Origin of the sequence: Bacillus sp. JJ722, from assembly GCF_036963345.1 — a bacterium.
Taxonomy (GTDB): domain Bacteria; phylum Bacillota; class Bacilli; order Bacillales; family DSM-1321; genus Bacillus_AD.
This window is the reverse complement of the sequence record NZ_JBALMO010000005.1, coordinates 66,683-83,636: the sequence shown is the minus strand read 5'-3', so window position 1 is coordinate 83,636 and position 16,954 is coordinate 66,683. Positions and strand designations below refer to the sequence as shown.

The window sequence follows — 16,954 nt, the reverse complement described above, 5'->3', positions numbered from 1 at the left end:
ATCGAATCGCTTATCAGTTCTCCATGTATCCTTTATCTCAGTCGGTGGGCTCCAATTCATACGGAGCTAAACGGGCGCTTCCGCTTTTCTTGCTTATTTCAGACAATACAGTAACTTCATTGCCAATGGAAAGGGTATATGTGGTTTTGTAACTTGATTAATTGTACCTGCTATATATATGAGTTTCTCTGGGCAGTAGAAGGCAAAGGAGCCAGTAGAACCAGAATGCCCAATAACGGCGCGAGTAGGAAAGAATGGTGACATTAATCTTGATGGATTGAACCGCATTATTCCACAACCATATTCTAAACCGAACATATTTAAGTTACTGAGCTTAGTCCAAGTATACATTTCTGTTAAGTATTCTTTTGGAAATAAAGAGCCATTAAAAAAAGCTCTTAAGAAAATCATATTTTCTTTTACAGTTGATATAATACCGCCACTAGCTCCCATATAAGACATAATCAGAGGAATGTGCAACGTTTTATTTTTGTAATAGATAGGTGGCATGGTGTGATGGTCTGTGTGAGAGAATATATAAGTTTGCGTTAGTTGAAGTGGTTGGAAAATGTATTCTGAGAAGACATCGCTAAGTTTTTGGCCTGTTATGGATTCGATAATGGCACCTAAAAGGTCAAAATTTATATCTGCATAGAAGGCTTTGCCATGTTTGTCTGGTTGGAAATGTGGCTTCATCATCTTTGTATCTGCTAAAGCGTTATTTAGACTATACGTTTGATCCTTCTTAATAACTGCTTTTAATAAACTTGGTTGGGTGCCTCTTCTTCCTTGGAAGTAATCTGGTAGGCCTGATGTATGAGAGAGTAGTTGACGAATTGTAAGATCATATGAATAGTCCTTTTTCTTATAAATATGTAACCCAGAAAGAAGTTCTTTCGAAAGATACATCGTAATAGCATCATCTAATTGTAAATGATTCTCTTCTCTTAACTTGAGAATAGTTGCGGTAGTGTAAAGTTTCGTTATGCTTGCAATAAAGTAGGGAGCTTCTGTATGGAGAGCTCCATAACAGTTAGACCATGAAAATGTTCGATCAGATGATTCCATCATAACGACTGCCTCATGTATATGTTTCTTCTTAATAATCTTTTGAAAAACACTATCTAATTTTGATTGAATGGTAAGAGTTTGGGGGCTCATAGTAAAGATTCTCCTTTATTTATTATATTTATCCCGTTCAAAATGGCGCTAAGACTCTCACTTCAAAATGAAAGTAAAAGCGAAGATGTTTAAGTGGTAGATGAAGCGCCAGTAAGAACCCGATTGGTTCAACTAATAACAGGTGGGGGATGGACGAACACTCCCATCGATTAAAGTTTCACTTTCTCAAGTTCACTTATCAACGCCATTGCTCAAGTATATGTCCTATAAATCAAGATTATTAGTGTTCATGACAAAAGCAGTGGAGAAATCCACTGCTTTTGTCATTTTGTGATTGTATTTGCAATTTCAGCAGTTGTCATATCACTTGTTACGGTAAACTCTCCGATTTGAATCTTTGTTGTTAAGTGGTTTTTTCTTAAGTAACTAGCAAAGAGGGAAGTATCTTTTATGATATTATTTTTCTTTAGGATCGCTCCAATATCTTCAGATGACATCCCTTTTTTGATAGCGAGTTTATAAGTAATAGGTTGAGATGTAGTTGTTTTAGAAGGTTTACTAACAGCCGGTTTCGTTTTTTCTACTAATTCGTATCCTAACTTATTACTAGCGGCTTTTAATTCAGCTAGCGATAGTGATTTCTCTTTGTTATTTTTGTCGATGTAGAAGCCTCCTATTATAAGTGTTGCGATTAACAGGCCCGCTGCAAAGCCTCTTATACTGCCTCTAGTCATACTTACAAACCTCTCAATTGACTACGTTGTATAATAGTCGTAATTTCTTCAGGAGATAAAGCGGAACGTGTATGTATATCTTCTATAGAAAGCCCTTGCTGATATAGTGAAAGTACTTGGCTTTGTAAGATTTCATTTACTTTTAAACCACCATCAGTAGTGTTTATTTTAGAACCAGTGTTTGGTAATAATTCCGTATCCTGCATTAATATTTCTTCTTCTAGAATTTTAATTTTTTTCTTTAGGATATACATATCTTGTATATGTTGGAGTGATAATTCTTCTAGGTTCTTCTCTATATCGGTAACACGGTCTTTTTTGAAGAATGAGAAAATCAATAATAAAATGGCGACCGCTACTAAACTAATAATGATAATTTCCACTAAACCACCTCGATAGTCATATATTGTGCATAAATCTATCATACACATTTTTCACAGATAAGTTTATACAAATATCAAAAAATATCACATTTTGCGAAAAAATAAAGATTGATCGTAAAATGTTTGGCGGTGGTTGTAAAAAATAAATATGCGATTTCGTCATTTGAAAAAAAGTATTAGAAAAATATCGTTATCACTATTGATTATTTAGAGAAATAACATTTATCGACAATTTATGTTCATTGTCCCCTTATTTGTTAAATGATACCATTATATAGAAAGGAACTTCATTTGTATCTTTTTTTAAAGTGAGAATTTATTGTAAAGCTGAATGATTATAATGCTTTATTTTTATAAAGTCTTGTTACTATTTGCGAAAACCCCACGTTTAGTAAAAAAATTGTTGAAAAGGAGCGAGTGCATTGAATGGTTATATTGTAACTGAAGGACATGAATTTAAACCTACTTATTTGTCTCACACTTCAAAGGATCATATGCTAAATCAACCATTGCGTATTGGTTTGTGGCATAATGGAACTTTATCTTGGAAATATCCATATGCTACGGATTTAGAAGATTATTCTGATGCTTTTTTTTCAGTTTCCTCTTTAAATTGCACCCCTGATTATGAGATTACAAAAATTCACTTGAACAATACCACAAAAGAAAGTCAGCTTTTGAAAATTATTATTGAATATAACCATGCATCCGATGCCCATTCTACAGCTTTTTACAGTCCAAGTGAAAATGCGATTGTTGGTATGGCACAGAACAATGTAACGATGCTTGGCGGTCTTTTAAGTGGTAAAGGAATGAGTCAGTATTGTATCCAAAGGAAGGATTACTTTAGTACGTTTGCATTCTTGCGCAGTCTTGAGCGAGGAAACTTACCTCTGTCATGGCTAGCAAATGGTGATATTTATAGTATGTTTATTCTTGAATCACACATTTGTAGTGGAGCTCAAGAAGAAGGAATTATATGGACTTTTAAATCCTCTTCAGCTGAAAAAGCTAGAACTTTGAAAAATGAAAAGATAACAAAGTATTTATAATTTCCTATACAAGTAAAGAGTTATGTATTTTCATGTAAAAACAGACTAGCATTTCAAAATGAAAAGTGATATTATAGAAAAGTCCTATGTGAGGATGACATAATGTTTGGAGGGAATTATACAATGCGTGTGAATCTTACGTTAGCTTGCACAGAGTGTGGAGACCGTAACTATATTTCTAAAAAAAATAAACGTAACAACCCAGATCGTCTTGAGCTTAAAAAATATTGTTCAAGAGAAAAGCGTGCTACTTTACACCGTGAAACAAAGTAAACAACAGGTACAATCCTGTTGTTTTTTTTGTGTAAAAAAAGTGTCAGTAATGTACTTTTCTTTCTTAAATAGAGGTGTAACGATATATTGTTTATATAGATGATATTATTTAGTATCGGAGTTGAGGAAAATGGATAAGAAACAAATAAGAGAAGTGGTGAGGGCTAATTTAGCTAATATGACGCAAGCGGACTTTGATAGACAGTGCCATTTCATCGAAGAACGTTTGTTTAAGCTAGATGAATGGAAACAAGCTGAAACAATCGCAATTACGATATCTAACTCACGTGAAATACATACAAAGAATATTATAGAAAAAGCATGGAATGAAGGGAAAAAGGTCGCCATACCAAAGTGTAACCCATCTGATTACAGTATGGTGTTTCGTTTCTTCGACGACTTTAATCAACTTGAGAGAGTTTATTTTAATTTAATGGAGCCAATTGTTAATGATACCGTGGAAGCAGGGATAGCTGATTTAGACCTTATGTTTGTTCCTGGAGTAGCGTTTGATATGAGCGGCTTTCGCGTTGGATATGGGGGCGGATATTATGATCGCTTTTTAGAAGCCTTTCAAGGAGCAACAATTTCATTGTTGCTTCCTGAGCAAATTGTTTCTGAAATTCCGCGCAATTCATATGACATTCCAGTGCAAACATTAATTTTTCCGAATGGGGTGCGCAAAGTTAATGACAGAAATTAGCGTATATGTAGTTGTAATTCTGTTTGCAAGTATTGCCGGTTATTATGTAAGGTCTTTATCTTTATCTGGAGCTGTCTTTACTTTTATTACAGGCTGTCTAGTGACTCTAGGCTTTGGATGGAGAGGACTATTATTACTAGGTGCATTCTTTGCATCTTCAAGCTATTGGTCGAAATATAAAAAGCAGAAAAAGAGTAAAGTAGATGAAATACTGCAAAAAGGTGACCAAAGAGATTGGGTTCAAGTAGTTGCCAATGGTTCGGTTGCCAGCCTAGCTGCTTTGCTGTTCTTTGTAACTAAATCAGATGTTTGGATGATTGGATTTATAGTTGCGGTAGCGGCAGCTAATTCTGATACGTGGGCATCTGAAATTGGTGTGTTAAGTAAAAGGAAGCCAATATATATCTTAACGGGTAAAACGGTTGAAAAAGGTACATCTGGAGCTGTTTCACTATTAGGTACAGCAGCTTCGTTTATGGGTGCCTTTTTTATTGCTATTGTTGCATACGTTATTTTTTCATTAGATTCACTGTTTCTTCTTATATTAATTACTATTGCCGGATTTTTAGGAAGTATTGTGGATACATTAATAGGAGCTACCTTACAAGTTAAATATACTTGTGAGACATGTGGGTTAGTGACAGAAAAAACGCTTCACTGCGGGAAGAGAACGCTTTTTAGTAGAGGAATAAAATGGTGTAATAATGATGTTGTTAATATAACTTCTATTTTAATTGCGACGTTAATTGCCATATTAATAATGAAGTTTTTATAAGATATATATAAGTAAATTGAATGAATTTCCATATAATTTATAGTTTTTATTAATATTTATACGGGCAAAAATAATATTGTAACAAAATGTTAATATATAAAACGCTTTCCTAAAAACATAAGGGGGTTTTTATATATTACAATTTTTTTGTAAATAAAAAATGCAACATTTGAAAGGACGGACCGTTATACTTATGAAAAATACAGTAAATCGCGTAGTACTTGTTGGAACTGGATTCGTAGGAAGCAGTTATGCTTTCGCATTATTAAATCAGGGAATTACAGAAGAACTAGTACTAGTTGATGTAAATAACGAAAAAGCTGAAGGTGAAGCTATTGATATGAGTCATGGTTTACCTTTTGCACCTTCAAAAACAAAAGTATGGAGCGGTACATATGCAGATTGTAAACATGCAGATATCGTAGTATTAACGGCAGGGGCAAATCAAAAACCAGGTGAAACTCGCCTTGACCTAGTTGCAAAAAATACGGCAATTATGAAATCGATTGTTGGCGAAATTATGGCAAGTGGATTTGACGGAATATTCTTAGTTGCCGCTAACCCTGTTGATATTCTAACGTATGCTTGTTGGAAATTCTCTGGACTACCAAAAGAGCGTGTAATTGGTTCTGGAACGATTCTTGATACTGCTCGTTTCCGTTATGAGCTAGGTGAGTACTTCAACATTGATACTCGTAACGTTCACGCATACATTATTGGTGAGCACGGCGACACAGAGTTACCAGTATACAGTCACGTTAATATTGGTGCTAAACCATTAGCTAAAGCTCTTGAAACAAAAGTGGATTATAAATTAGAAGATTTAGATGAGATTTTCGTTAACGTTCGTGATGCTGCATATAGAATTATCGATTGTAAAGGTGCAACATATTATGGTATTGCTATGGGGCTTGCACGTATTACAAAAGCCATTCTTTCAGACGAAAACAGTATTTTAACAGTGTCAACGTTATTGGAAGGTGAGTATGGTCAAGAAGATATTTATATTGGTGTTCCATGTGTAGTAAATCGTCATGGGATAAGAGAAATAGTTGAATTAGACATTAATGCAGAAGAAAAAGTTAAATTTGATCATTCAGTAAAAGTTTTAAAAGAAACAATGGCTCCGGTTTTAGAAGCTTTGAAATAATTTAGACTTGATGATCTTTGAACTTTTTCACAGTTTTAATAAATTGATTCATAATAATCCCTTTTTTGTTTCAAACTAAACAAAGGAGGGATTTATTTATGAAATGGATATTACAACTTATGGCGCTTTTGACGTTAATTTCAGTAGGCTATAAATATCGGTATAAGCTAATGAATACTGTTTTAGGAATAGGATTAATTCGCAAATTCATTGTGGCTCAATCCATGAAACTACCTATAGGTAGTGCACAGTTTATTCAACGTTTATATCAACCATTTTAAGAAGCGAAACCGGCTACAGCTAGCCGGTTTTTCTAATGATGTGGAAAAATTTACGATTCTTCATTGTCTTTTTCACTGTATAATGTTAAGTAATAATGATAGGAGTATAGTGAAAGTAGGTAATATCGTGGGTTTTAGAGAAGATTATTTATTTTGGTATATTATAAAAAAATTAACATTACAACATGGTTATAGCGTCCTTACAATGTCAGAAGAACAGAATGAGGTTTGGTTAGAAAACAATCGTAACAATAGCTCTCCTGTTTTACGGTTTATGAGACATGATTTTGATTGGGCAAATGTATTGAAGCATGATCTTAATCGAACAGCTGCGAATGGTGAGAATATACGGAAGCAATTATTTAAAAGACCAATCACTGTATTGAATACGTATATAACGCAATTCAAACCCGTGGATGAATATGAATCGTATATACAAAACGGACTGAAAAATAATAAAACAATTATTAATTCGGCTATGATCGATTCGGAAGCATTATCTGAAGGAATACAGAAATTTGAAGAAAAACTTGGTTTTTCATTACTTCAAGCGGAAGAAATACCTTTGGATATTGAGGAAAATGATATACAGCCATTAAAGCAATCTGTTTTGCATTCAGCTATTGAAAGAAGACAAGAAGAGCAAAAGATGTTTCAATACGGAAAGCCGTTCTTTACAAAAATATTTTTGGGTATTCAAATTCTTATTTTTATCTTGATGGAAATTGTCGGGAGTAGTGAGAGTACGAGAACGCTTGTCGAATTTGGTGCTAAATATAATCCTTTAATACTAGAAGGCGAATGGTGGCGCTTTATTACACCAATATTTCTTCATATAGGTCTACTTCATTTACTAATGAATTCAGTTGCTCTCTACTATATAGGTATAGAAGTTGAAAAAATATTTGGAAGTGCCCGTTTTTTCCTAATTTATTTAGCGGCAGGATTTACCGGCGTAGTTGCAAGTTTTGTTTTTTCTAATGGAGTTGTGTCAGCAGGGGCCAGTGGTGCAATTTTTGGATGTTTTGGCGCACTTCTCTACTTTGGAGTTGTAAATCCAAAATTATTTGTTAGAACGATGGGAACAAATATTATCGTTTTGATTCTTATTAACTTAGGATTAGGATTTACGATATCAGGCATCGATAATGCTGGACATATCGGTGGATTAGTAGGAGGTTTCTTAGCGACAGCAGCCGTGGGAGTTCCGAAGAAAATGAAGCCGATGTATAATGTTATCGCTGCTGTTGTACTTGTTATTGGTAGTATTCTTTTATTGAAATACGGATTTTCAGTGCAGCAGAATAGTAGTCAAGATGTTCCACTCACAGCGTTGGCGCAGGAATATATAAATGACGGGGATGAAGAGAAGGCAAAGTCTTTATTAGAAAAAGGCGTTAAATCTAATTCTAAATCGCCTAATGCTTATTTTCTTTTAGGGAATATAAGCCTAGGTGATATGCAATATGAGAAGGCACAAGCATATTATGAGGAGACTATTAAGTTAGTTCCTGATTATCATCAAGCCCATTATAATTTGGCTTTAACGTATTTACGGGAGAATGAAGTAAAGCTAGCTCAAGAACACATTGAGGAAGCTTTAAAGCTCGAACCGAACGAGCCTAATTATAAAAAACTACAAGGTCAGATCGACGATTATTTAAAAAGAACTCAATAATTGTAATGGAAGAAGAGGAAGCATATTTAAAGGTATGTTTCCTTTTTTTTATGACCAAAATTAACGATAGAAGGGAGTGTTTCAGTTTTGAGTTCTACTAAACATGTCGTTACAACAAATATTGAAGAGAATCTTGCTTATCTAAATCAATCATTAGCTGTTGATAAAAGCTTTGACGTTATTCGGTTGGATGTAGTCTATGCCGAACGTAAAATGGCTTTATTTCTAATAGATGGTTTTGTAAAAGATGATATTCTTCATTATTTAATGAAAGTGCTACTTCAATTAAAACCAGAAGATTTAGAGCCTGACCCACTTGAGAAATTGTTAAAAACGTATATTCCGTATGTTGAAGTCGAAGCAACGGATGATTTAGATAAGATTATTGATAGCGTGCTAGCTGGACCGACAGCTCTTGTAGTAGATGGACTGAATAAAGCGATCTTGATTGATGCTCGTACATACCCTGTTCGTGGCCCGCAAGAACCTGATATGGAAAGAGTTGTTCGAGGTGCAAGGGATGGATTTGTCGAAACAATTGTATTTAATACGGCATTGACAAGAAGAAGAGTTCGTGACCGTTCATTACGGATGGAATACATGTCTATAGGGAGAAGGTCAAAAACAGATGTAGTTGTTTGCTATTTAGAAGATGTTGCGAATAAACACTTTGTTGATGAGGTGAAAGGAGCCTTAGAAAAAATTGATACCGATGGCTTACCGATGGCTGAAAAAAGTATCGATGAATATATTACAGGTAGGTATTGGAACCCTTATCCTATTATGCGGTATACAGAAAGACCGGATACAGCAGCAACGCATCTATATGATGGACACGTCATTGTTTTTGTAGATGGCTCTCCAAGCGCTCTTATTACACCGTCAACATTCTGGCATCATTTACAACATGCTGAGGAGTATAGAAATAAACCATTAGTGGGAGCATATCTGCGCTTAGTTCGTTTCTTAGCTGTTTGGGCTTCTTTATTTATTTTGCCTTTATGGTACTTTTTCGCGGAGAATCCAAATTATTTACCAGCATCAATGTCGTATATTGGACCGAATGACATGGGAAATATACCGTTAATTTTCCAGTTTTTACTCATTGAAGTAGGACTCGATATGCTAAGGATGGCAGCCATTCATACGCCTTCGGCTCTTGCAACAGCTCTCGGCTTAGTAGCGGCATTGATGATTGGAGGAATTGCCGTTGAGGTTGGCTTATTATCTAATGAGGTAATTCTCTATTTATCTTTAGCTGCAATCGGAACTTTTGCAACACCTAGTTATGAATTAAGCTTAGCCAATCGATTAATTCGTTTAGGTTTATTAGTAGTTACTGCTATATTTGGATTACCTGGATTTATTATTAGCATGACTGTTTTTGTTCTTTATTTAGTTCATATGCAGTCGTTAGGAATACCATACTTATGGCCATTCATCCCATTTTCTTATCGCTCACTTCGCGATGTGATTATTCGTATACCGATGCCTTTAAAAAATCGCAGACCGAAAGTACTACATCCTAAAGATCCAGATCGTTGAAAAGTTTGTCGGAAATTGATAAGTTTCGTTTCCCTACTTGTGAGATTATCTTGCATTCGATATACTTTATCTGTGATTAAACATAACGAGGGAAGCTATGAATACTATTTATGACATACGACAATTATTAAAAAGATTTGGCACAATTATTTATATTGGGGATCGCGTGGCAGATCTTGAATTGATGGAAGCAGAGATAAGAGAACTTTACAAATCTCAATTAATCGATGTAAATGATTATCAAATGGCGTTGATGCTATTACGAAGAGAGATTGCGATTGAAAGGGAAAAAAGAGAATAAGGTGGATTTCAATGGAAAAGTGGTTAATTGGAGTAGACTTAGGTGGCACAACAACAAAATTAGCATTTATCAATCTTCATGGAGAAATCATACATAAGTGGGAAATTCCAACAGATGTCTCTGATAAAGGCGTTCATATTACTAAAAATATTGCAAAAGCTATTAAAGGTAAACTAGAGGAGCTTGGGCAAACGAACGCTGATGTAATTGGTGTAGGAATGGGCGCACCAGGTCCTATCGATGAAAGCACGGGCATTATATACGAAGCGGTTAATCTTGGCTGGATTAATTATCCGTTACGAGATCAATTAGCGGCTGCAACAGGCTTACCAGTTGTTGTTGAAAACGATGCTAATATTGCTGCACTGGGTGAAATGTGGAAAGGTGCTGGCGACGGTGCGAAAGATCTAGTGTGTGTAACACTTGGAACAGGTGTTGGTGGCGGTGTTATTGTAAACGGTAACATGGTCTCAGGTGTAAGCGGTGCTGCTGGGGAAATTGGTCATATGACTGCCGTTGTTGAAAATGGATACGCATGCAATTGCGGTAGATCAGGGTGTTTAGAAACAGTCGCATCTGCTACTGGAATTGTGAGAGTGGCAATGGGAAATATCGATAGCAACCCTTCTTCATCATTAAAGAAAATGTTAGATCTTAATGGTGCTATTTCAGCTAAAGATGTTGTTACTTGTGCTGAAGATGGTGATCAATATGCTATTTCAGTACTAGATAAAGTATGTTTTTATTTAGGCTTAACACTCGCAAATGTGGCGAATGTGTTAAATCCTCAAAAAATCGTCATTGGTGGAGGGGTTTCAAAAGCTGGCGATATTTTATTAAATAATGTCGTAAAATATTTTAAAAAATACGCATTTATTAGAGTACGTGAATCTACGAGCATTAGTATAGCAACGTTAGGAAACGATGCAGGAGCTATTGGCGCTGCATGGCTTGTAAAAACTAAATTTATGAAATAGACAACAAGTAAGAGCTGATTTGCATAATGTTTATGGTCAGCTCTTTTATTTTTTATAAAAAATAAAATGAAACTTTTTCCTGTTTAGCTCGTCTAATAGAGAGGGTATAAGAATAACATTGAAAATGTGATTATTTTATTGGATTATTTTTCGATTTGATTTTTCACCGAAAAAGTATTATGATTTTAGCATTGGTTTTGTTACAGTATAGTTTTTCCAATTAAAGAATGATTACAAGCATATTACAAAGGCGTAACAAGCATCAGAGTGCTAACAATTATAAAAAATATAAAGTCGCCCGAAATAGCGACTATTTTTACGCGTTGTTGTTTAAGGGGAGGTCTTCAAAAAAAATGAAAAAGTATTTTACTATGGAAAAGTTTTCAGTAAAAAGTATTTCATTGACTGCTACAGCTATTATCATGCTGTGGATTAAAACGTATATTACCTATAAAACTAGCTTTGATATTAAAATAGAAAATGGTATGCAAGAATTTATCTTGTTTATTAACCCGCTCTGCTTTTTAATGGCAGTATTTGGTATAGGGTTGTTTCTAAAGGATAAACGTCGTCCTGCGTTTATTATGACTACTAGTATTCTAATGACAGCAGTACTATATGGAAATGTTGTATATTACCGCGAATTTACGGATTTCTTAACAATTCCGTTGTTAATGACAGCTAGTAATCTTAGTGATTTAGGTGGCAGTATCTTTAGCCTGCTTTCACCTTGGGACGTATTTTTCCTTACTGATATCGTTATATTAGCTTTATTAATTAAATTTAAGCCTTCATTTGTTGTGAATAAATCATATTCAAAAACAAATCGTCGAGTTTACTTTTTACTTGTGGTGGCAATCGGGTTCTTTAACTTAGGATTAGCTGAAACTGAACGTCCACAATTATTAACAAGAACATTCGATCGAGAAATGCTTGTGAAAAATATTGGAACATATAATTACCATATTTATGATGCGTTTCTACAAACAAAATCATCTGCACAAAGAGCTTTAGCTGATGGCAGTGAATTAGCAGAAGTTGAAAACTATGTGCGTGCGAATTATAAAGAACCAAATAGTGAAATGTTCGGTGCTGCTAAAGGCAAGAATGTTATCATGATCTCAATGGAGAGCACACAGAATTTTGTAATTAACAATACTGTGAATGGTCAAGAGATTACACCGTTCTTAAATGATTTTATTAAAGAAAGTTATTACTTTGATAATTTTTATCACCAAGTAGGACAAGGAAAAACATCTGACTCTGAATTCGTTGTTGAAAACTCACTATATCCATTAAGTCGAGGTGCTGTATTCTTTACACACTCTCAAAATGAATATAAAGCAACACCTGAGATTTTAAATGAAAATGGATATACAACAGCATCATTGCATGCTAATAACAAGAGTTTCTGGAACCGTGACGTAATGTATCAAGCGCTTGGATACGAAAATTTCTATGATATCGAGTCTTACGAAGTAACTGATGAAAACTCGATAGGTTGGGGCTTGAAAGATAAAGATTTCTTCGACCAATCGATTGATCATTTAAAAGAAATGCAATCAACTGGTAAACCATTCTATGCGAAATTTATTACGTTAACTAACCATCATCCATATGAATTGGATCCAGAAGATGCAACAATCGAGCCGTACAATTCTAATTCAAAAACGTTAAATAACTATTTCCCTACTGTGCGTTACCAAGATGAAGCACTGGAACAGTTTATTAACAAATTGAAGGAAGAAGGTTTGTATGAAGACTCAATCATCGTTCTTTACGGTGACCATTATGGTATTTCAGAGAACCACAATACGGCAATGGCTCAATATTTAGGTAAAGAAGAAATTACACCTTTTGATTCTGTACAATTACAACGTGTACCATTTATCGTTCATATTCCAGGTCATGAAGGTAAAACGATTTCTAAAGTTTCAGGTCAAATTGATGTTAAACCAACATTGTTACATCTATTAGGTGTTGACACAAAGAACAATATCGAATTTGGCTCAGATTTATTCTCTAAGGATAAATTAGACTTTACAGTTTTACGTGATGGTAGCTTTATTACAAAAGATTACGTTTATACACGTGACACTCTTTATGATAAGAACACCGGAGAGCCAATTGAAGATAAGACTGTAGCAGAACCATATATTGAGAAGGCTAAGCAAGAGCTAGAATTCTCGGATAAAATTATTTATGGTGATTTACTAAGATTTAACGATAAGAATAAATACGAAGCTAAATAAAATGAAAAAGGTTGCCAATAGGCAACCTTTTTTCTTTGAGGATAAAGAATTATATATTTTGCTATATGTCTAATCATTTAATTTATGAATGGATTTATTTATTAAATCTTCCAAAAAAGAGAATCGTCCAAAAGCAGTGATGATGTTTTCTTTATTCATCTTTAAATTCCATAGTTCATACATTCAATGTAAGGAATTAAGAAGGGAGCAACGTGACATGAGCATTGTGTACGACTACAATCAATTGAGCAGTAATTTAGCTTGGTTACAGCATAAGTTTCCTTATATAGAATGTAATGTGATTGGAAAGAGTGTTTTTGATAGGAGCATCTATGAGTTGCGAATTGGAAGTGGAGAAAAAGTCATTCATTATAATGCTGCATTCCATGCCAATGAATGGATTACATCACTTGTATTAATGACATGGATTTACCAATTATTAAAATCTAAAATACTTGATTCATTACATGCAGTTCAACTATCACTTGTTCCGATGGTAAATCCAGATGGAGTCGAGTTAGTGAGTAAAGGTACAGTTGCAGCACAAGGATTGTACAATGTGGAGGCAATGAACGAATATAAAAAAGATTATTGTGGCTGGAAAGCTAATATTCGTGGTGTGGATCTAAATAAGCAATACCCAGCAAATTGGCATCAATATAAAAAAACGGTATATTGTGATGCTCCTTATTATAGAGATTATCCTGGAGAAGAACCTTTGACTGAGCCAGAATCAATTGCCATGAGGAATTTGGTTGAAAATAATTGCTTTGAAGCGGTTTTTGCTCTTCATACGCAGGGTAAAGAGTTTTATTGGGGTTATTATGGATACGAACCGACTAATTCTAAAACGTTAGCAGATGAATTTGAAAGGGTAAGTGGATATAAGGCAATTCAGTATACGAATAGTCATGCTGGATTTAGAGATTGGTTTATTAGTCAGTATCGCAAGGCTGGTTTTACACTTGAGCTTGGTAAAGGAATAAACCCTCTTCCAATGTCTCAATTCTCGGAAATCTACCAACAAACAGTACCAATTCTCTATGCATCTTTGAATATGTAGGACTATAGACTGATATTTATCTTATTTATCTTTTTACTCTTTAATAATTATAGTTTATTTACTATTATTGTATATGAATTAAAATAAATCACAGAATTAGTGAGGTATAGCGCTGACGAAAAGCTTTACTAATAAGTTGGGGTGAAAAAGCTTGGTAGACAGACGAAGCGGGAAAGGTAGAAGGAGGCTTGGGCTTGTTTTATGCTTTTGTTTTTTGTTTCTTTTCATTGTTGGCTGTGAAGAGCAAGCAAAGGAAACAACGAAGCAGTTAGATGAAGATGCCCCTCGCGAGGTTACGGTTAAACCATTATCACTTTCTGATGATTATACATTCGAAAGCAGTTATGGATGGTTAGATAATGACACGATTATTTATTCAGCTAAAAGAGACGATGAGCATTATCTGTTTTCGTACCACATTCCTTCAAAAGAGAAGAAAAAGCTTTTTAAGACAAGAGAAATGATTGTTGAAGCTTCAGTTTCTCCTAATAAAAAGCATATACTTGTATATTCAACAAGTGATAGTTTAGTTGCAAATGTTCATTTTCTAACAAGTAGTGGAAGCGAACAATATTCTGTTTCTATTCCGTCTTCAGAACTTTCCTTTGCTTGGAATTTCTTTGGAGAAGATACAGTATTGATTGATAGTTTCAATGAAGATTGGACATACAAAACATATGTAACTAATTTCAAGAAAAAAACACTAGAAGAAGTAAAGTTACCCCAACCGTTTGCTCAATGGTACTCGGAAAATTCCACTATATTTTTACAATGGGATGATTATTCTCCGCAGTTAAGCGCACCATTGGTGAAGTACAATTTGGAAACAAAAGAGGAAAGCGACCTTTATAAAGATGTTATTACATTTAAGGCCAACAAGAAGGTACTGCTGACCATTCATGAAGTTCCAGATGATAAAAATAGTGTAGTTTACTCTTTTCATGATTGGAAAGGAAAAGAACTACATACAATGAAGTTGCCAGTAATTAGTTCCTATTCTGACTGGATGATTCCTTCATTTGATTTAAATGAGAAAACTCATTCGATGATTACATTTCAACCTTATGAATCCTCACTTATTGATGAATATGAACAGCAATTTCAGTTAAGTTTATATAATTGGAAGACTGGTGAGAAGAGAGTTTTAAAGGATCAAATGGAGTCAGCTCCGCTTGTATTTTCACCAGAAGGTGACAAATGCTTATATGGTAATAAACTTGAACAAATAATAGAGTTTTAATTAGTTAAACCAATCTGGTTTTTACTTTGCTTATCACCTGCTTTAATGGTCTGATGGATTGATCTTAGTAGGATAAACATATTATGATAACAAAATTGACGACATAGTGGACAATGAATGGGAAGGGATTTTTTCAAAAAAATCTTATCCATCATTAGTGTATAGCTATGTTAGAGTTCATGTTACGAAAAAAATCTCTAGCAAATTGCTAGAGATTTTTTTCGTAACATGAAAGAGAGTTCTAGATGATTTTTAGTGTGCAAGTGGTACCCCATGATGAATGGCCGTCATAATTGCAAACCAGCCAAAGACAGCAGCAGTACCAAATGCAAAAATAATTCCTAGTGGATTTCTTTTTCTAAAAGAATTCAGTAATCCAATGATAGCTAAAATTGCCACAAGTCCGAAAATTGGAACTATTCCCACAGAAAATCCCCCTTTGTCTTTTTGCTTAAGTTATTCAGTAGCATTTACCTTTGCCAACTGAACCAAACATCTACTATAATTTAGTAAAATAGCATTCGTAGTAATTTTAATTCTTTTTTGTATGTTTGTCGAGGGTTAAAATTGACACTTATATGTCAAATGTGGGAAGTTATGTATATTATTACGAATTTAGAAATCATGAGAAAGAAGGTTATATAATGAAGTATTATCAATTACCGTTAGGACCTCTAGGGACAAATTGTTACATATTAGAAGATGGCAAGGGAGAATGCGTTATTTTTGATCCAGGCAGCGAAGGAGCTAAGTTGATTCAATTTATTAAAAATAAATCATTAAAGCCATTAGCTGTCTTGTTAACACATGCTCACTTCGATCATATAGGAGCAGTTGATGATGTTCGTGATGCTTTTGAAGTCCCAGTATATTTGCATAAAAGAGAAGAGAAATGGTTGGAAAGCGCAGCGTTAAATGGCTCAAGTGCATTTATGGGGAACTCAATTTCACAAAGACCAGCGGATATATTACTTACAAAAGAAGAAGTGCTTACATTTGGCAATTTTACATTTGAAGTTTTTGAAACTCCTGGCCATTCTCCTGGAAGTGTTTCTTACTACGTTCGTGATGAGGGATACTTATTTGCGGGAGATGTGTTGTTTCAAGGTAGCATAGGTCGTACCGATTTGAATGGAGGTAGCATGGAAGTATTAATGCAATCCATCCATCAAAAGCTGTTGCCTTTAGCAGATGATACAATTGTATTTCCTGGGCATGGTGGATTAACGACCATTCAAGATGAGCAGGATTATAATCCGTTTATAAATGGTTTCTAAGTTAAATAAGTTCACTAGAAAAACCTTCTCAATAGAGAAGGTTTTTCTAGGGGATATTCTACTTTTAAAAAATGGGAGGGATATAGGTAAGCTATTATTCAAAATATATTATATATTTAACAACGTGTCAATAGTGAATAACATTTTT

Annotated in this window: 18 protein-coding genes; 14 read left to right on the top strand and 4 right to left on the bottom strand. The window is 34.4% G+C overall.

Annotated elements, in window-relative coordinates; translation table 11 throughout:
• Positions 1-93: 93 nt before the first annotated feature.
• The 3 genes from V7014_RS00855 to V7014_RS00845 all read right to left on the bottom strand — a co-directional run bounded on the left by V7014_RS00855 (position 94) and on the right by V7014_RS00845 (position 2,239).
• Positions 94-1,161, bottom strand: coding sequence for a serine hydrolase domain-containing protein (locus V7014_RS00855; RefSeq protein ID WP_335502963.1), 1,068 nt, complete (start codon positions 1,159-1,161; stop codon positions 94-96).
• A gap of 284 nt (positions 1,162-1,445) precedes the next feature.
• Positions 1,446-1,856, bottom strand: coding sequence for an endolytic transglycosylase MltG (locus tag V7014_RS00850; protein WP_335502960.1), 411 nt, complete (start codon positions 1,854-1,856; stop codon positions 1,446-1,448).
• A 2-nt stretch (positions 1,857-1,858) separates the two neighbouring features.
• Positions 1,859-2,239: a hypothetical protein gene (locus tag V7014_RS00845; protein WP_335502956.1), complete on the bottom strand. Its 381-nt coding sequence runs from the start codon at positions 2,237-2,239 to the stop codon at positions 1,859-1,861.
• A 422-nt stretch (positions 2,240-2,661) separates the two neighbouring features.
• Here V7014_RS00845 and V7014_RS00840 point away from each other — a divergent pair, with 422 nt between their 5' ends.
• The 13 genes from V7014_RS00840 (at position 2,662) to V7014_RS00780 (ending at position 15,529) form a co-directional block, all read left to right on the top strand.
• The gene (locus V7014_RS00840; protein WP_335502952.1) at positions 2,662-3,291 is read left to right on the top strand and encodes a hypothetical protein; all 630 of its coding nucleotides are present in this window, start codon (positions 2,662-2,664) and stop codon (positions 3,289-3,291) included.
• Between the two features lie 123 nt (positions 3,292-3,414).
• Positions 3,415-3,564 (top strand): 50S ribosomal protein L33, encoded by a 150-nt coding sequence (gene rpmG / locus V7014_RS00835; protein WP_335502949.1) that lies wholly within the window; start codon positions 3,415-3,417, stop codon positions 3,562-3,564.
• Positions 3,565-3,694: 130 nt separating this feature from the next.
• Positions 3,695-4,267, top strand: a complete 573-nt coding sequence (locus V7014_RS00830) for a 5-formyltetrahydrofolate cyclo-ligase (RefSeq protein ID WP_335502946.1) — start codon at positions 3,695-3,697, stop codon at positions 4,265-4,267.
• On the top strand, positions 4,254-5,042 hold the full coding sequence (locus tag V7014_RS00825) for a DUF92 domain-containing protein (RefSeq protein ID WP_335502942.1): 789 nt from the start codon (positions 4,254-4,256) through the stop codon (positions 5,040-5,042). Before V7014_RS00830 ends, V7014_RS00825 begins: the two co-directional genes overlap by 14 nt.
• A gap of 193 nt (positions 5,043-5,235) precedes the next feature.
• Entirely contained in the window at positions 5,236-6,192 is a 957-nt protein-coding gene (locus V7014_RS00820; protein WP_335502939.1) for an L-lactate dehydrogenase, read from the top strand.
• Positions 6,193-6,290: 98 nt separating this feature from the next.
• Positions 6,291-6,473, top strand: a complete 183-nt coding sequence (locus V7014_RS00815) for a hypothetical protein (protein WP_335502937.1) — start codon at positions 6,291-6,293, stop codon at positions 6,471-6,473.
• Positions 6,474-6,600: 127 nt separating this feature from the next.
• Positions 6,601-8,151 carry a rhomboid family intramembrane serine protease gene (locus V7014_RS00810; protein WP_335502934.1) on the top strand — a complete coding sequence of 517 codons (1,551 nt, stop codon included), beginning with the start codon at positions 6,601-6,603 and terminating at the stop codon, positions 8,149-8,151.
• 120 nt (positions 8,152-8,271) lie between these two features.
• The gene (locus V7014_RS00805; RefSeq protein WP_438824842.1) at positions 8,272-9,696 is read left to right on the top strand and encodes a spore germination protein; all 1,425 of its coding nucleotides are present in this window, start codon (positions 8,272-8,274) and stop codon (positions 9,694-9,696) included.
• A gap of 97 nt (positions 9,697-9,793) precedes the next feature.
• On the top strand, positions 9,794-9,997 hold the full coding sequence (locus V7014_RS00800) for a YqgQ family protein (RefSeq protein WP_335502928.1): 204 nt from the start codon (positions 9,794-9,796) through the stop codon (positions 9,995-9,997).
• Between the two features lie 11 nt (positions 9,998-10,008).
• Positions 10,009-10,974 carry an ROK family glucokinase gene (locus tag V7014_RS00795; RefSeq protein WP_335502924.1) on the top strand — a complete coding sequence of 322 codons (966 nt, stop codon included), beginning with the start codon at positions 10,009-10,011 and terminating at the stop codon, positions 10,972-10,974.
• Between the two features lie 371 nt (positions 10,975-11,345).
• Positions 11,346-13,226 (top strand): LTA synthase family protein, encoded by a 1,881-nt coding sequence (locus V7014_RS00790; RefSeq protein WP_335502921.1) that lies wholly within the window; start codon positions 11,346-11,348, stop codon positions 13,224-13,226.
• A gap of 217 nt (positions 13,227-13,443) precedes the next feature.
• Positions 13,444-14,289, top strand: a complete 846-nt coding sequence (locus tag V7014_RS00785) for a M14 family metallopeptidase (protein ID WP_335502918.1) — start codon at positions 13,444-13,446, stop codon at positions 14,287-14,289.
• Between the two features lie 214 nt (positions 14,290-14,503).
• The gene (locus tag V7014_RS00780; protein WP_335502916.1) at positions 14,504-15,529 is read left to right on the top strand and encodes a hypothetical protein; all 1,026 of its coding nucleotides are present in this window, start codon (positions 14,504-14,506) and stop codon (positions 15,527-15,529) included.
• A 252-nt stretch (positions 15,530-15,781) separates the two neighbouring features.
• Here V7014_RS00780 and V7014_RS00775 read toward each other — a convergent pair whose 3' ends face one another.
• Complete coding sequence (locus tag V7014_RS00775) at positions 15,782-15,955, bottom strand: DUF2759 domain-containing protein (RefSeq protein WP_335502914.1); 174 nt, start codon at positions 15,953-15,955, stop codon at positions 15,782-15,784.
• 218 nt (positions 15,956-16,173) lie between these two features.
• On the opposite strand from V7014_RS00775, the gene V7014_RS00770 reads away from it, so the two are divergent.
• Positions 16,174-16,806, top strand: a complete 633-nt coding sequence (locus V7014_RS00770) for an MBL fold metallo-hydrolase (protein WP_335502910.1) — start codon at positions 16,174-16,176, stop codon at positions 16,804-16,806.
• The last annotated feature ends 148 nt before the right edge of the window (positions 16,807-16,954 follow it).

Excerpts from the sequence above, each read along its gene's own strand:
- V7014_RS00800 (WP_335502928.1), top strand. The coding sequence starts at position 9,794 with ATGAATACTATTTATGACATACGACAATTATTAAAAAGATTTGGCACA.
- V7014_RS00830 (WP_335502946.1), top strand. The coding sequence starts at position 3,695 with ATGGATAAGAAACAAATAAGAGAAGTGGTGAGGGCTAATTTAGCTAAT.
- V7014_RS00795 (WP_335502924.1), top strand. The coding sequence starts at position 10,009 with ATGGAAAAGTGGTTAATTGGAGTAGACTTAGGTGGCACAACAACAAAA.
- V7014_RS00770 (WP_335502910.1), top strand. The coding sequence starts at position 16,174 with ATGAAGTATTATCAATTACCGTTAGGACCTCTAGGGACAAATTGTTAC.
- V7014_RS00825 (WP_335502942.1), top strand. The coding sequence starts at position 4,254 with ATGACAGAAATTAGCGTATATGTAGTTGTAATTCTGTTTGCAAGTATT.
- V7014_RS00815 (WP_335502937.1), top strand. The coding sequence starts at position 6,291 with ATGAAATGGATATTACAACTTATGGCGCTTTTGACGTTAATTTCAGTA.
- rpmG (WP_335502949.1), top strand. The coding sequence starts at position 3,415 with ATGCGTGTGAATCTTACGTTAGCTTGCACAGAGTGTGGAGACCGTAAC.
- V7014_RS00820 (WP_335502939.1), top strand. The coding sequence starts at position 5,236 with ATGAAAAATACAGTAAATCGCGTAGTACTTGTTGGAACTGGATTCGTA.
- V7014_RS00855 (WP_335502963.1), bottom strand. The coding sequence starts at position 1,161 with ATGAGCCCCCAAACTCTTACCATTCAATCAAAATTAGATAGTGTTTTT.
- V7014_RS00785 (WP_335502918.1), top strand. The coding sequence starts at position 13,444 with ATGAGCATTGTGTACGACTACAATCAATTGAGCAGTAATTTAGCTTGG.
- V7014_RS00790 (WP_335502921.1), top strand. The coding sequence starts at position 11,346 with ATGGAAAAGTTTTCAGTAAAAAGTATTTCATTGACTGCTACAGCTATT.
- V7014_RS00850 (WP_335502960.1), bottom strand. The coding sequence starts at position 1,856 with ATGACTAGAGGCAGTATAAGAGGCTTTGCAGCGGGCCTGTTAATCGCA.